The sequence below is a fragment of the Dyadobacter pollutisoli genome (assembly GCF_026625565.1).
Classification (GTDB): domain Bacteria; phylum Bacteroidota; class Bacteroidia; order Cytophagales; family Spirosomataceae; genus Dyadobacter; species Dyadobacter pollutisoli.
In genome coordinates this window covers 5094206-5108271 of the sequence record NZ_CP112998.1, presented here as the reverse complement: position 1 = coordinate 5108271, position 14066 = coordinate 5094206, and the positions used below count along the sequence as shown (strand labels likewise).

Annotated in this window: 14 protein-coding genes; 11 read left to right on the top strand and 3 right to left on the bottom strand. The window is 45.7% G+C overall.

Annotated elements, in window-relative coordinates; genetic code table 11:
- The first annotated feature begins 106 nt into the window (after positions 1–106).
- From ON006_RS20785 to ON006_RS32440, 5 genes are all read left to right on the top strand, one after another.
- On the top strand, positions 107–517 hold the full coding sequence (locus ON006_RS20785; protein ID WP_244823777.1) for a DoxX family protein: 411 nt from the start codon (positions 107–109) through the stop codon (positions 515–517).
- A 111-nt stretch (positions 518–628) separates the two neighbouring features.
- Complete coding sequence (locus tag ON006_RS20780) at positions 629–1045, top strand: XRE family transcriptional regulator (protein WP_244823776.1); 417 nt, start codon at positions 629–631, stop codon at positions 1043–1045.
- 10 nt (positions 1046–1055) lie between these two features.
- Entirely contained in the window at positions 1056–1223 is a 168-nt protein-coding gene (locus tag ON006_RS20775; protein WP_244823775.1) for a hypothetical protein, read from the top strand.
- Between the two features lie 15 nt (positions 1224–1238).
- Positions 1239–1544, top strand: coding sequence for a nucleotidyltransferase family protein (locus tag ON006_RS20770; RefSeq protein ID WP_244823774.1), 306 nt, complete (start codon positions 1239–1241; stop codon positions 1542–1544).
- A gap of 17 nt (positions 1545–1561) precedes the next feature.
- The gene (locus tag ON006_RS32440) at positions 1562–1891 is read left to right on the top strand and encodes a hypothetical protein (RefSeq protein ID WP_267609895.1); all 330 of its coding nucleotides are present in this window, start codon (positions 1562–1564) and stop codon (positions 1889–1891) included.
- A 153-nt stretch (positions 1892–2044) separates the two neighbouring features.
- Here ON006_RS32440 and ON006_RS20760 read toward each other — a convergent pair whose 3' ends face one another.
- Positions 2045–3016, bottom strand: coding sequence for an aldo/keto reductase (locus ON006_RS20760; RefSeq protein WP_244823773.1), 972 nt, complete (start codon positions 3014–3016; stop codon positions 2045–2047).
- 121 nt (positions 3017–3137) lie between these two features.
- Here ON006_RS20760 and ON006_RS20755 point away from each other — a divergent pair, with 121 nt between their 5' ends.
- The 6 genes from ON006_RS20755 to ON006_RS20730 all read left to right on the top strand — a co-directional run bounded on the left by ON006_RS20755 (position 3138) and on the right by ON006_RS20730 (position 9770).
- Complete coding sequence (locus ON006_RS20755; protein ID WP_310590218.1) at positions 3138–3938, top strand: M23 family metallopeptidase; 801 nt, start codon at positions 3138–3140, stop codon at positions 3936–3938.
- Between the two features lie 67 nt (positions 3939–4005).
- Positions 4006–5292, top strand: a complete 1287-nt coding sequence (locus tag ON006_RS20750) for an aminotransferase class V-fold PLP-dependent enzyme (RefSeq protein ID WP_244823772.1) — start codon at positions 4006–4008, stop codon at positions 5290–5292.
- Between the two features lie 209 nt (positions 5293–5501).
- On the top strand, positions 5502–6116 hold the full coding sequence (locus ON006_RS20745) for a Cj0371 family chemotaxis-regulating polar lipoprotein (protein WP_244823771.1): 615 nt from the start codon (positions 5502–5504) through the stop codon (positions 6114–6116).
- A 14-nt stretch (positions 6117–6130) separates the two neighbouring features.
- The gene (locus ON006_RS20740) at positions 6131–7303 is read left to right on the top strand and encodes a glutathionylspermidine synthase family protein (RefSeq protein ID WP_244823770.1); all 1173 of its coding nucleotides are present in this window, start codon (positions 6131–6133) and stop codon (positions 7301–7303) included.
- A 244-nt stretch (positions 7304–7547) separates the two neighbouring features.
- Complete coding sequence (locus ON006_RS20735; RefSeq protein ID WP_244823769.1) at positions 7548–7880, top strand: hypothetical protein; 333 nt, start codon at positions 7548–7550, stop codon at positions 7878–7880.
- A 204-nt stretch (positions 7881–8084) separates the two neighbouring features.
- Entirely contained in the window at positions 8085–9770 is a 1686-nt protein-coding gene (locus tag ON006_RS20730) for a glycoside hydrolase family 26 protein (RefSeq protein ID WP_244823768.1), read from the top strand.
- 14 nt (positions 9771–9784) lie between these two features.
- Here the strand turns inward: ON006_RS20730 and ON006_RS20725 are convergent, their stop codons facing one another.
- Both ON006_RS20725 and ON006_RS20720 read right to left on the bottom strand, forming a co-directional pair.
- Positions 9785–12724 carry a glycosyltransferase family 2 protein gene (locus ON006_RS20725; protein ID WP_244823767.1) on the bottom strand — a complete coding sequence of 980 codons (2940 nt, stop codon included), beginning with the start codon at positions 12722–12724 and terminating at the stop codon, positions 9785–9787.
- Positions 12721–14043, bottom strand: a complete 1323-nt coding sequence (locus ON006_RS20720) for a glycoside hydrolase family 2 TIM barrel-domain containing protein (RefSeq protein ID WP_244823766.1) — start codon at positions 14041–14043, stop codon at positions 12721–12723. The genes ON006_RS20725 and ON006_RS20720 overlap by 4 nt, the downstream gene beginning before the upstream one ends.
- Positions 14044–14066: the final 23 nt, after the last annotated feature.

Here is a 14066-nt window from a genome sequence, read left to right as displayed (position 1 = left end):
TGATGAAACTATATGCCTATCCTGGATAGTTACTTATTATAATTATGAGATAACGGAGGCTTCTGGATTAGGATAAGTGGTGATTATTAACGCTAACCCATTGATTATGTTAAAGAAATTTTTAAGACCCACAAAACTCCCGGCAGCTGCGGATTGGGCCATACTGATTTTAAGAGTAGGAATGTCGGTACTAATGCTCAGGCACGGCTATGCGAAACTTTCAGGATTTTTAGGAGGAGATCACTCTTTTGCGGATCCGATTGGTCTGGGAGAGGAGCTTTCACTGATCCTCACCGTGTTTGCAGAATTTGGCTGTTCGATATTGCTTATTCTCGGACTGGTAAGCCGGGCGGCGCTACTGCCGCTGATATTTACGATGCTGGTGGTGTTGCTAGTTATTCATGCCAATGATCCATTTGATGATAAGGAGCATGCGCTGACGTTTTTGATTGTGTATGTGACCTTGCTATTGACCGGGCCGGGACGGTTTTCGGTTGATAGTAGTTTGTATAGGTAACTGAATGTACCTGTGCCCGGCCATTGGTACATTACAACGGAATGTGTGTAAATTACCAAACAACTTACCGACGGATTTATATAAATTGCCTTTTCTAAAAAACCTTTCTGAATGACACATACTACCTCCAACTCCAAGGTCCACGAAGGTCGAAATTTAAAACGATTTCGAGAAATGTTGGGAATAAAACAAGATTTTCTTGCATTCGAGCTCGGCGAAGATTGGAACCAGCAGAAAATATCTTTACTAGAACAGAAAGAAAAGATCGATTCTGGCCTATTGGAACAAGTATCGGCCATTCTAAAAATTCCTGCTGAGGCGATTCGGAGTTTTGATGAAGAACAGGCGATTACAGTTATTTCAAGCACATTCAATGATAATGCAGCTGTTGTAAATAATAATCCGGTTTTTCATCCAATTGAGAAACTCATTCAACTTCATGAGGAGAAAATTGCGCTTTATGAAAGGATGTTGAAAGAGAAGGATGAGATGATGGGGCGGTTGGAGAGGTTGATTGGGAGTAGGTAATACATCAGTTATGACAAAAGATGAAAAGTACCTTGAGTTAAAGAAGAAAATCATTTTCGGCCTTGAAAAGACTTTGGAAAACGTACTCGAATTCAAAAGGCAAAAGAATTCTGAGCTTGTGATTATGAGGGGTGACGAGATCGTAAAAATCAAGCCTGAGGATTTTCACAAATTGTAAAAGCGACATCATAAGATGGACAGACTAGAAAAATATAAAGCTGCAATCACCAAACTTTGTGAAACTCACAAAGTCAAGAGTCTGTACGTTTTCGGTTCTGTTTTGAGCGACAACTTTGATAGCGAAAGTGATATTGATCTCATCGTTGACTTCACTAATATGGAGGTTGAGGACTATGCGGACAACTACTTTGACTTTAAGTTTTCACTGCAAGCGATTTTCAAAAGACCGGTCGATCTTTTGGAAGAAAAGGCCATTAAAAACCCATATTTCCGACAGAATGTGAACCAGCAAAGACAGCTTGTGTATGGAACTAATTGAATAATCGATTACAAGCAATGAATAAAAGTGAGAAAGATATTCGTAAGCAAATTAAAAACGAACTTCGTAAAAAAGCCAGCGACGCATTTGAAGCTAGCCTCCCAACAAGCCGGATCAAATTTGAAGAATTATTCAATTATCTGGACGAAGAACTACAAGAACAAGAATGTGACAACAAGCCCACATTGGCTAGAACCTTTCTGGAAAATCAAATATTACGAATGTTGAGGCTGTCTTGCAATGGCTATCAGATAAAGGGGGGTATTGCGACTGCGAGATACTTGCGAATGTGGAGGAACAATTTGAGTAGCTTCACACTAAGTAACAAATTCAACCAAGGTAATTGAAATTTCTGTGACTGGTACGGCCCAGTGTACGGGAATTGGTCGGAGACCGGACGTCGCTCGGACGTAGTCGGAGACTACGCCCAACTTAGGGATAACAGGTTGTATAAATAGCAAAAACCCCCTTCACTGCTAAATGAAGAGGGTTTCGTATTCCTACTGCGACCACTTAGTCGGAAAACGATCCCAACGATGTTTCTTCAATGTTTCCGCCAAATCAGCAGACAACCGCTGCCCATCACTTGCAGTCACATTGGATTTCACGTGCGGTAATTTCCTCATACCCGGAATGGTGGTATGCACGTCCGGGTTATTCAGGATAAACCGCAGTGCCAGATCCGGCATTGTCATTCCTTCCGGCAGGTCAGCTCTTAATGCTTCGGCGTGGTCTACACTTGCATTCAGGTTTTCGGGCACGAAATAAGTGGAGCGCCAGTCGTCGGCGGGGAAAGTGGTTTGCTTCGTCAATGTGCCGGTGAGTGTGCCTTCGTCGAAAGGTACGCGGGCGATTACGCCAATGTCCATCTGACGGCAAAGAGGAAATAAGTGATCCTCAGGCGCTTGGTCAAATACATTGTAGATAACCTGTACTGCGTCAATAAAACCTGTTTTCAATGTTTCCAATGCATTATTAGGCTCCCAGCGGTTGATACTGATTCCCCAGCGTTCGACTTTTCCTTCTTTGGTCAACTTTTGAATGGCTTCTTTCCATTCATCTTCGTGTGCCCATGCATCTTCCCAAACGTGGAATTGCAGCAGGTCAATGCTATCCGTTCCGAGGTTTTTAAGGCTTTTCTCGGTATATTCAACAATATATTCAGCCGGGAAAACCTCTTTTAATGGAGAGTCCGATCTGGAAGGCCATTGACGATTTTTTGGCGGGATTTTGGTGGCCGCGTAGAGCTTGCGATCCGGGTAGCGTCTGATGAGGTCGCCCAATATCTGCTCACTCAATCCTTCGCCGTATCCCCAGGCCGTATCAAAAAAATTCACACCGGATTCAACTGCCAGGTTTAGTGAGTCATCTGTCTCTTTGCGGTCGGAGCCAGTCCATCCTGCAAGTCCCCACATGCCGTAACCTATTTCGCTGATTTGCCAGCCAGTACGTCCAAAACGACGATTTTGCATTGTATAATGATTTAGTGTTCCTCGATTAAAGAACAATATGGCGTCTTTTTAATGTTTAAGAAATACATTTGTAGGATTTATTTCATAAACCTCAGGAAGCGTTCTTCAAAAAATAAGATTGGTGAAAGAAAAAGGGTGGAAGACAAAAGCATTGTTGATGACAGTGAAACGAATGGCCGGAATTGTATTGATCATCAGTATTTCCGCATGGACTAATAAAAGTGAATCTTCCGATAAAATAGCAGAGTACTGTGCTACTTTTCATCAGATCCAGATGGATATAAGGGATTGCGTGATCACGCCCGATTCCGGAAGAAGGGCTTTTGCTGCCGTGATGAAGGACTTTCGCGTTGCATTCAAGCAGGATACCTGCCATGCCATCGACTCTTCCTATTTTGTATATCCGGTCAAATGTTACCTTCCGCAGGAATCTATTGGAGGAAAAGGGAAAGGCTACCGGGACGAAGGTTTCGACCTTTTTGATATGAACGCAAAAGGAAGCCACCCTGCACATGACCTGTTTGTAAGGGACAAAGACCAGGATAATATAGATGACCGTACCTGGAAACCGGTTGACATTCTGGCGTTTACATCGGGTGTGGTGGTCGCCACCGAGACAAGCTGGAAATACGATAGCGACTTTCGCGGTGGAAACTGGATATGGATTTACGACCCCTGCCTCAATGGATTATTTTACTACGCCCACAACAATATTGTGGAAGTGCAGCCAGGGCAATGGGTCAATGCGGGCGACAAGATCTCGGAAATGGGACGGTCAGGCTACAATGCTTACCAGAAACGCTCACCTACGCATCTGCACCTCATGTACCTGCAACTGGACGCTGACGGGCTGCCAATGCCTTACAATACGTACCAATGGCTTAAAAATGCTACAGTGAAAGGTACTTTGGAGACTGAATGATTGGGATTGATGCATATAATTAATAAATTGTAGCTCACTCATTTACTATTCCTATAACAAACCTTCTATGAGCAACCGCCGGTCCTTTTTCAGAAAAAGCGCCGCCCTCGGTATGGGCGCCTTTGGCATTGACAGCCTTTTCAACCAACTCCACGCAGAGGATTTCCGGGAGGCTGAAAAGCTTTGGAACAACAATAGCGACGATAATGAGGCATATTGGTCGGTGATCCAGGACGCTTATACGGCAAGCAAAAGTGAGATCATTATTTTAAATAACGGAGGTGTTTCCCCGTCGCCGCTAGTGGTGCAGGAAGCATTGGAAAAATATAACAAAGCAGCCGCGCAGGGTCCTTCTTACTATATGTGGAGGATCATTGACAAAGGCCGGGAGCCATTGCGCCAGCGGTTGGCGAAGCTGGCTGGCTGTGACGCGGAGGAAATCGCTATCAACCGTAATGCTACCGAAGCGTTGAACACAATTATTTTCGGGTTGCCGCTGCAAAAAGGCGACGAGATCATTGGTACCATTCAGGACTACCCGAACATGATCCAGGCGTGGAAACAGCGCCAGATGCGCGACGGACTGGTTTACAAACAACTATCGTTTGACTTTCCGATAGAAAACGACGAGCAGATTGTGAAAGCCTACGCCGATGCCATTACGCCTAGAACCAAAATTATCCATGTTACCCACATTATCAACTGGGTAGGGCAGATCATGCCGGTCAAAAAGATTTGCCAGATGGCACACAGCAAAGGTATTGAGGTCGTTGTCGACGGCGCGCATACTTTTGGGCTGCTGGATTACAAAATCTCTGATCTGGAATGTGACTACTTCGGAACAAGCCTTCATAAATTCCTGAGTGCGCCGGTGGGGAGCGGAATGATGTGGGTAAAGAAAGATAAAATCGAGAAAATATGGCCATTGCTTTGCAATAGTGAACCGAAAAGCGCCAATATCAGGAAGTTTGAAACACTGGGTACGCGTAGTTTCTGTATCGAGCAGGCGATCGGAGAGGCCATAAACTTTCAGGAAGGAATTGGCTCCAAAAGAAAGCAGGAGCGGGTGCATTATTTGAAAAAATACTGGGCTGAAAAAGCGGCACAAATACCTGGCGTCAAGATCCATACTTCGCTGAAACCTGAATATTCCTGCGCCATTGCCGGGGTAAGCATCGAAGGGATGAAGCCCGAGGAACTGGACAGCAAGCTCATGAAAGACCATATGATCCATACGGTGGGCATCAACTGGGAAAATATTCATTGCGTGCGTGTAACCCCACACGTTTATACCAAACTGAGTGATCTCGATAAACTGGTGTCGGCTTTGGATAAGATCGCCAAGAAGGCGTAAGCTAAGCCCGGACACTCCGGAAGTATAGAAAGCATAACTTGCACTTTGGGAGGTGTGGTTATGCTTTCTTTTTTAAGTATTTGAATGAAAACCGCTTGTAACAGGAAAGGATTTTAAATCCCATATTTTAACCACTCAAGCGAATAACATTTCACTGCCAACGTTGTTGAAATTATTTTTAGATATTCGTCAGCAGAAAACCCAAAGCTATGACACAATTACGAAAAGGTTCTTTTATTAAAAAGGCCAAAGACATCAGTATCGGCGGGGCATTGGCCCTCGCGATTTTATCCGCAGGTGGCATGATCAGCTCCTGCTCCTCCGAAGAGGACGAGTCAGCTTACAGTTATGAAGAAACGAGTTATTCCAAAGGCATTCGCTCGCACATTAAAGAAGTGAAGCCCGGGGAGTTCAAAATAACCGACGAAGAAAGTGTCGACGCCAAGCAATCCGTCGCCATTGTAACCTACCTCGACGGACACACCGATTCGCTCAATACATCGGCCGCCAAGGCATTGATAGACGAGGAAATTCGGACAAATCATACCTATGTAGGACATCATAGCGGACTATCCAGCATGCTTCTTTATGGCGGAATGGGTTATTTTCTGGGAAGAAGTCCCGGTAATGTTTATATGAACAACTACCGCGCCAACGACAACGGAAGGTCCCGGGGCTTTTACAGCAGCCCTGCTACTTACGATCGGTCGCGAAGCGTGGTACGGCAAGTCGATGCTTCACGTGCGACCCGTACCGTTACTACCCGTCCGGCGGGAGGCAGAAAAGGATTTTTTGGACGGCTATCCGGTCGAAGCGGAGGATAAACAACACAACTATTATGGTAAAATTGAAATCTCTTGCGGAGCATCCTGGACACGTACTTAAAAACACAGGCTGGGAATGGATGCTGGGCACCGACACGACCGACTATGTGGTTAGTGACATGGTGGTGATCAGCGAAACACAGGCCAGCCTGTATTACGAGGCGGCTAATACATTGTACGATATGCTCGTGGAAGCCGGGCAGTACGCCATTGACCACGATCTGTTCAAAGAAATGGGTATACCCGAAAACCTGATCGAGCTCATTAAACTTTCCTGGGAGGACGACAGGCAGGCGCATCTTTACGGGCGGTTTGACCTGGCAGGCGGAATCGACGACGAACCTGTTAAGCTGATCGAATTCAATGCAGATACTGCGACTTGCATTCCCGAAACTGCGGTGGTACAGTGGGCGCACCTGCGCATGAACGACCTGGACGATTCGAGTCAGTTCAACACCGTTTATGAGACATTGGTCAGTCAGTTTCAGTATATCAAAGAGATCAATGCTGATCTCAACCCATCTATCCTCTTTTCAACAATGCGTGGTTCTGCGGAGGACGATACCAACGTAGCAGTACTGACAGAAGCTGCAAAGGATGCTGGATTTGATACAGATTTTGCCTTTGTGGACGATGTGGAGTTTTCTAATAATGAGGGGATTTTCATGCAGGATCCGGTAACAGGCAATTTTACCCGCTTTGATTTTTGGTTTAAACTGGTTCCCTGGGAATACATTGGCGACGATGAGCCGGAGCTGGGCGCCGTGCTGACCGACATTGTAAAAAGCAGAAAGGCGGTGATCCTCAATCCGGCCTATACCCTGTTGTTTCAGTCTAAATATATTCTCAAAATTCTGTGGGACCTGTACCCCTATCATCCATTGCTTTTGCAGACTGAAAGGTATGCGATACCCCATAAAAAATCGGTCAGCAAGGTGCTGTTTGGCAGAGAAGGCGCCAATGTTTCCATTCTCGAAAAAGGAGGGGAGGTTTCTGAAAGTGTAGAAGGCGAGTATGAAAACCAACGGAGAATTTACCAGGAGTACCAGACATTTCCAACCGATACTGCGGGCAATTCCTACCAGGCTGGGGTGTTTTTCGTCGGTGAAGCTTGCGGCTTGGGCTTCCGCCGCGGCGGCAAAATTTTAGACAATACGGCCCAGTTTGTAGGACACGTTGTGGAGTGATTTTTTTGTTTATTGTCTCTGAATCAGTGGAATTAGCGTTGCTGCGCTCGCGAAAATCAGCGAAAATGACCGCATGCTAACAAAATCGACCGTTTGCTAATCTTTTTGAGAAAAAATCGTTTTGTAAAGCAAAGTTTGTGAATACCAACACCCGCACACACGGGCTGGCACAAAAGTTTTGCAACATTGCCCAATTCAAATTCGACAGCAAGACAACGATCTGAAATTCTTAAACAAAACCGTTATGATTCACGAGAAAATTTTTCAACTAAAAAGTGGACGCGAAGTCAAAGTCGTCGTCAAAGGGTATTTCCTACATGATAACCCTCAGCTCAGTACCGAATACGAAATCTTGATAAAGGAACCGAAGGAAAAATATTTTCGCACAGCCATCGGGACCAACCATCCACAATATTGGAAAATGAGAAGGTCCAGCGTTCAACAAGCCAAATTGATCATGCTCGAATACAGCGGCATCTCGCAGCGGCAGGTTAACCAGGCAATCACCGAATTTAATCGCGTTCTCAGTTTTCCGGCAGCCGCAATAGGCCTGCAATATGAGAGAGAGTTAATGTAACACTTAAAATCGCCTCATGATTTGGGAAAAAAATAAAGCCAGGCATTCAATTTCCAAACCGGGCAGATCAGAAAAAATGTAAACGCTACATTTCTTCTGATCTGCCCGGTTTTTCGTTTACAGGCTCTGTTGGCCGTTCACTATTATTATTTTGAAAAGTGTTTTTGTTAATTTGGGCTTTCAAGCGAACCAGGGAGCCCATTTATGAAAAACAAAAAGAACTTTTATATCGCAAGCTTCCTGTTAATCGCCGTTGGTTTGTGGTTAGTCTTCAAGTATCGTCACTATTTCAATACATACCATACACCTGTCATGATTACCGACAGGACGCTCGCGGAACCCGTGTTGGGGATTTATGACAGAAGTGGAAAGCTTTCCGGTAAGTCACCAGAAAATATCCGGCATTTCGTGTTGCAGCTAGGGTCAGACATCGACCAGCAGGAGATCCGGGACAAATTTTTTAAGGAAGCAGGGACACATGTATTGATCACCGTTGAATCGGGTGGGGACAATGTGCTCGCCAGAGTTGCGGACGGAGACCTTGATGAAATGATCGAATCGCTCTGTGAAGCATTCCCCAAAGAAAATAAGAACATTTATCTGCGCTGGAATCCCGAGATGGAGGTTCCTGTACAGCATTATTCGTGGCAATATCACGCTCCTCACGATTATGTCGAAGCATTCAGGCATTTTTCAAAAATTTGCAAAAAAGTCTCGCCGGCTGTAAACATTGTCTGGGGACCAGCCGGCTACCCGGGTACAGAAGAATACTGGCCTGGCGCGGATGCTGTCGATATAGTGAGTATTACCGTCGGGAGTAAGTCCGAACTTCTGGCGACAGCCTTCCCGCCCGAAAAAAATCGAATAACCGATATTCGAAGGAAAATTCACAGAGTGCGGTTTATGGACAAGCCGTTGTTTATACTCGGCTCCGAAAGTGTCAGGGATGCTTCTGGGGTTAAGAAACAGCTGGCGAAAGCGATCAGTGAGACCGAAAGGGAAGCTGCTACCATTTACGGAACGATTGGGAAATTGTCGCCCTTAAAAGGGCCCGCTGATACAGATAGGAAGCTGCTTGTTGGTGTGTATGATCCGAAACAGTTACTTCTGAAATCGCCGCAAGTGCATGTAGAACACATTTTCATAGATCTGGGAAACATTCAGGACGGTAAGTTCGATGAAGAGTTTACTGCCATTATGCAAAGAGGCCACGATGCGATTGTGACTGTGGAACCGTGGAGGGATAAGAAGATCCGGAAAGATACCAATGTTATGCTCAACACGATCAATGGTGTTTACGACCCGGAATTTAATGAGGTGTTCCGGATCATTGCCGAAGCAAAACATACAGTTTACGTTCGGTTTGCACACGAAATGGAGATCCCTATTCACCGGTACGCGTGGCAGAGCCAGGACCCTGTGCTATACATTAAGGCGTTCCGGCATTTTATGTCATTACAAAAAGTTGGTACCCCTAACATCAAAAAAGTGTGGGGGCCTGCGGGTGACCGGGGCTCGATGGAATGGTGGCCTGGCCAGGATGTTGTGGATTATGTCAGCATCGCCATTTACGGCCTGCCCGACAAAAATATTACAGACCCTACGAAACAGGAGTCATTTGAAACCATTTATGACCGAAAGATCCACCGGGTGCTGTTAACTCGCAAGCCGATGTTTGTGACTGAGTTTGGCGTGAAAGGTCCGGAGGATTTTCAGCAGAAATGGATGGAAAACGCAGCCAAAACGATTGGCAAACACCAAGAGATTGTGGGTGCTTGCTACTTCAATCTGGCCGATAATCCTGAGGTGTGGGGTAACATCCCTGCGCCCGATTGGGGGATCAGCAAAGAAACGTTTGATCATTTTGTTAAAACGCTTTCGGACCGTTAAGCAGATTGTCAGTTTTATAGTTTCGCCTGGCGCAGTGGCGTGTTTAATGATGATCCGACAATATCCACCACAACCGATTGCCTGATCACGAAAAGATACAGCTGATATATAGAGGGATGCGATGGAACATTGAGTACTACCTTGGCCCCGCTTCCAATATGCCGCATTTCGACCGGGTTGTTGAAACCGTCTGTACGGATCAGTTTCCATTCGAATTGCAGATCCCTGGAAAGTGAATCCACTAGATTCCACTGTCCGTTTTTCTGAATAAGGGCGTGATACGCAAGGTTATGCCCCGGAAACATTCCGGCAGCGGGTTTGAGTATTTTAACCTTTGGTACCGACGCAGGAGCCGGGCTGTTTTTCCAAAGATGTGCCAGTTCCTGAACCGAGTACTTCTTTCGCCCCGCAAAATCGATAAGCCCGTCAAAGTTGACTAGTCCTTCTGTCTGCTCGTCCTGCCAGTTTGAAATGAAGACACCGGTATGGGAGTTGAATACCTGCTGATAGTGAGAAACATCGGCGTAGCTCAGAAAATAGCGGGCTGGTAAATGCTGAGGAATATGGCTCCCTTGTTTTTCATCCGTCAGCGCAAGCCCGAACGCGTCTATTGTCGGCAGGTACCGATGCAAAAGGCCGATTGTTTCCGGTAAATTTTTCTCCATGCCAATATCCAGTGTCACAGGTCTGCTCGGATCCTTCTTCTTAATGTCTGCCACTAACTGTTTGACCCATATCAAATATGCCTTCTGTTGCTGAATGTTGTCAGCGGTTGCTGAATCAGCATGTATCTTTTGTAAAACTTCATTGCCAATGTTCCAGGAAATGATTTTCGTCTTTTCTTTCAGGTTATCCACAGCATGGATGATTTCATTGTGGAGATCGGACAGCTTTTCCTGTTCCTTTACAAAATCAATATCATCCGGAATCCAGAAGCCATAATGTACATTCATGTCCATTTCTCTGGCGGCCTTCAATATATTATAGTCGTAAATACCAGGGCCATAATGCTTAATGGTATTGATATCGAGCTGTTTCATCTGCACAAAATCACGCACGAGCTCTCGCCGCGTAAATGCAGGATACCGGTTCGCCCATTCATGTCCTTTCGTGTAATTGACACCTCTTGTTTCTGGGAAAACGGCATGGGGGTAGGGCTTGGCCGCCATCGTATCCAGAGGCAAATAAGGTAGTCCCAGTGCAGCAGTGAGTTTTATAACGTCGGTTTCAGTGATTCTGGCTTTTGCTTTTTTCGCATGGACCTCATTTTTTATGGCCTGATAAATACTATCAGCTTCCCTGGCCCTGAACTGTGTGATAAAAATGAGTATACTAATCAGAATCAGTACCAACGACAGTGCGGAAGTTCTCAACCCAGAATAAATCCGGCGACGTGCAATCCAAAAATAGCCTTTCAGGTTCTTGATCCAGTTCATTGTCATATTAAGTGAACTATGGCGGGTCCTTAGTATGCGAAACTGTTGCTGCCTGCTTGCCGCTATATTGAAACACATAAAAAGACAGTTCATGCCTGCAAAACCAGCCATTATGATGTTATACGGGTTCCAGTCGGCATAGAGGCCGTAGATAATAGCAACTACTGAAAATGCCAGTACGGCGATATTGGGGACGTTTAGAGGCCAATTGTTGGCTTCATTGCCGTCTTTGGGCGTAGGTACGTAAGGTACTTTTTTGCCAAAAATAGTATATACAAATCCTAAAATGAATATCCACCAGGTACCGATCATGAGTAATCCTCCGACAACATGGAATCCCCGTTCCTCGTCCTCCATTACCCACCATTGAACGAAATGACGGATCAAGACAATTGCAGCGACCAGTGGCAATACTACCAATCCAAAATCTTCGATATTAATCTGCATGGGGCTCACGCCCATCAGCAATGAGAAAATAGGGATCAGGAAATTGATCAGAAAAATAAATCCGGACATATAATGTAGCGGAATGACGGCATAATGTAATTTCTGCTGCCATGTAAACTGACTGAAAAGCTTTGGATAAATATGTACAAGCAAATCAAACACACCCCGTGCCCATTTTAACTGTTGTTTGTAATAGGCCGAAAGGGTAGAAGGCACCAAGCCCCGCGCCAAAATAACAGGCACGTATATTGATCGCCAACCCTTCGCGTGCAGCTGCATGGAGGTGTGCATATCCTCCGCGAGCCCGGCCGCGTGCCCGCCGATGGATTCCAGTGCGGTGCGACGAAATGTGCAGTTGGCACCAATGGCAAGAACTGTCCCGTACTTGTTCATGGTCATCATCATCGGCCCGTAAAACTGATAGGTCTGCTGTGCGGCGCCCTTGGCAATTAATCCATCATCATTGTTTTTATAAGCTTGTACGATCTGAACATAACCGATTTTGGGATCATTGAAATGTGAAACAATAGGATCCAGGAAATCCGGAAAAGGGACGTGATCAGGGTCAAGTACAACACACAGTTCACCGGTCGACTGACGCAGGGCGTTGTTGATATTACCAGCTTTCGCGTCGCGTTTGTCCGTTCGTGTGACATGATGTACGCCCAGATCGAGGCATACCTGGCGCAGGTAAGGGTCGTCAGCTTCGTCGCAAAGATACGTTTGATGCGGATAAGTGATTGCTTGTATCGCTGTGAGCGTTTCCAAGATCATTTCATAAGGTTCGCCAGCGCAAAATGTGGTAAAAATGTCAACCGTATAGGACTTGGTTAATGGCGGTGTCTTCGGTACTGTGATGTAAAAGTAATGGATCCATTCATGCAGTATTTTCAGGCAGGTGAAGACAAAAGCGATGATCAGCATCCAGTATAGCGGCGCATAACCTCTCACAGCCGGGGATAGTATCGCATTCAAAAAATAGCCCATCGCGATCACACCCAGAAATATCATGAGCCGCAAGACCAGCAACTGTCTGCGGGAAGGTGGTTTGACGTAGATTGTGTGGTTCATTTGTTGCTGACGACGTAAAAAGGTGTGTTACAGGATGCAAAATGACCATTATGATCATAAACAGTCGCAAAGAGCCGGTAGGGGCCTTCTTCCGACGGCGAGACAAATTTTGTATGTAAACCATTTCCTGCCTCAATTAAATGGTTGAGAGGACGGAGTTTCTTAATGCTGTTCATTTGATTTTCCTTATACCAATCCTCTTTAAATAGCTCCCATTTAACGCTTTTGACATCGTCATGACCGGTGAACATGAGTACTTCGGCGGAAGCAGCAGTAGCGGGGTTGAGAATGATATTGTCCCTCGCGCCTTTCTGGTTCAGCAGCATGTACTGGATGTCGGGATAATGTACGGTCGAAGGTTTGCCAGTCCACAGGTGTTGCATACTCCCGACGGCTTCGGAGCTTTCGCCCGTTTGGTCAAATATGCTAAACCAGGTATGGGTGGTTTCTTGCTTGTGTCCCCAGAAAAACACGCACGCGCCCAGAAAGCGCGGGTCTTCCACCGGCATTTCCTGTTGATACCGTTTCAAATATACTTCCGCTTTTTTCTTACTCGTATTTTCGATAAATGCACCCCAGGCAGTTTCTTCGGAGCCCGTCCACGGACCGTCGATCCCCCATTCCAGCAAAAGATAGGGGCCTCTCCAGAACCATGAAAGGCCTGCAAGATCATCTCGGAGGATTTTGAGGTTGCTGAAAATATTGAAGGAAATTACATCAATATCGCAGAGCATCTGGATGTTGGCAATGTATTTGGGATTAAAATTCAATACCGTCGTTGTGATGGGGTGGCCGGGATCTTCCCGGTGGATCATGCTGGTCAGATTATTGAAGTCTTCGTAAAAATGCCTGTAAATCAATTTGTAAGGAAAGTCAAGCTCATTGCCCAGGCACCACATGAGGATAGCCGGGCTGTCCTTATACTTTCTCACCAGTGATTGTAATGCCTGGTAACGGGCGCGGACTATGGAAGTGTCCTGGTACTGCTTAATGTCATTATTGTTGGGAATCGGCAAACCGACGATCACGGCGATACCATTGGCCCGTGCGCTGTCCAGGATCTGTTGCAAATGAGTGGTATCCCAGGTCCGGAGTGTATTGCCACCGGCTTGTTTCAATTCATTGAAATGCGAAAATCCTGCCGCTCCTTTGATTGTAAACGGTTTTCCGGCACGATAGATCGCGTATTTCCCATTTTCCTGACGAATGCTAACGGCATTACTTTCCCCTGTAATTTGCCCGGGATTGGAGCAATTAACAAATACAATGAGCAGGAGGAATGGGTAGAGTTTTCGTATTGGCGTGAGTAATTTTTGCAACAGTATTTAGTTTAATAACGCTG

Excerpts from the sequence above, each read along its gene's own strand:
- ON006_RS20740 (WP_244823770.1), top strand. The coding sequence starts at position 6,131 with ATGGTAAAATTGAAATCTCTTGCGGAGCATCCTGGACACGTACTTAAA.
- ON006_RS32440 (WP_267609895.1), top strand. The coding sequence starts at position 1,562 with ATGAATAAAAGTGAGAAAGATATTCGTAAGCAAATTAAAAACGAACTT.
- ON006_RS20750 (WP_244823772.1), top strand. The coding sequence starts at position 4,006 with ATGAGCAACCGCCGGTCCTTTTTCAGAAAAAGCGCCGCCCTCGGTATG.
- ON006_RS20760 (WP_244823773.1), bottom strand. The coding sequence starts at position 3,016 with ATGCAAAATCGTCGTTTTGGACGTACTGGCTGGCAAATCAGCGAAATA.
- ON006_RS20725 (WP_244823767.1), bottom strand. The coding sequence starts at position 12,724 with ATGAACCACACAATCTACGTCAAACCACCTTCCCGCAGACAGTTGCTG.
- ON006_RS20780 (WP_244823776.1), top strand. The coding sequence starts at position 629 with ATGACACATACTACCTCCAACTCCAAGGTCCACGAAGGTCGAAATTTA.
- ON006_RS20770 (WP_244823774.1), top strand. The coding sequence starts at position 1,239 with ATGGACAGACTAGAAAAATATAAAGCTGCAATCACCAAACTTTGTGAA.
- ON006_RS20775 (WP_244823775.1), top strand. The coding sequence starts at position 1,056 with ATGACAAAAGATGAAAAGTACCTTGAGTTAAAGAAGAAAATCATTTTC.
- ON006_RS20785 (WP_244823777.1), top strand. The coding sequence starts at position 107 with ATGTTAAAGAAATTTTTAAGACCCACAAAACTCCCGGCAGCTGCGGAT.
- ON006_RS20730 (WP_244823768.1), top strand. The coding sequence starts at position 8,085 with ATGAAAAACAAAAAGAACTTTTATATCGCAAGCTTCCTGTTAATCGCC.
- ON006_RS20745 (WP_244823771.1), top strand. The coding sequence starts at position 5,502 with ATGACACAATTACGAAAAGGTTCTTTTATTAAAAAGGCCAAAGACATC.
- ON006_RS20735 (WP_244823769.1), top strand. The coding sequence starts at position 7,548 with ATGATTCACGAGAAAATTTTTCAACTAAAAAGTGGACGCGAAGTCAAA.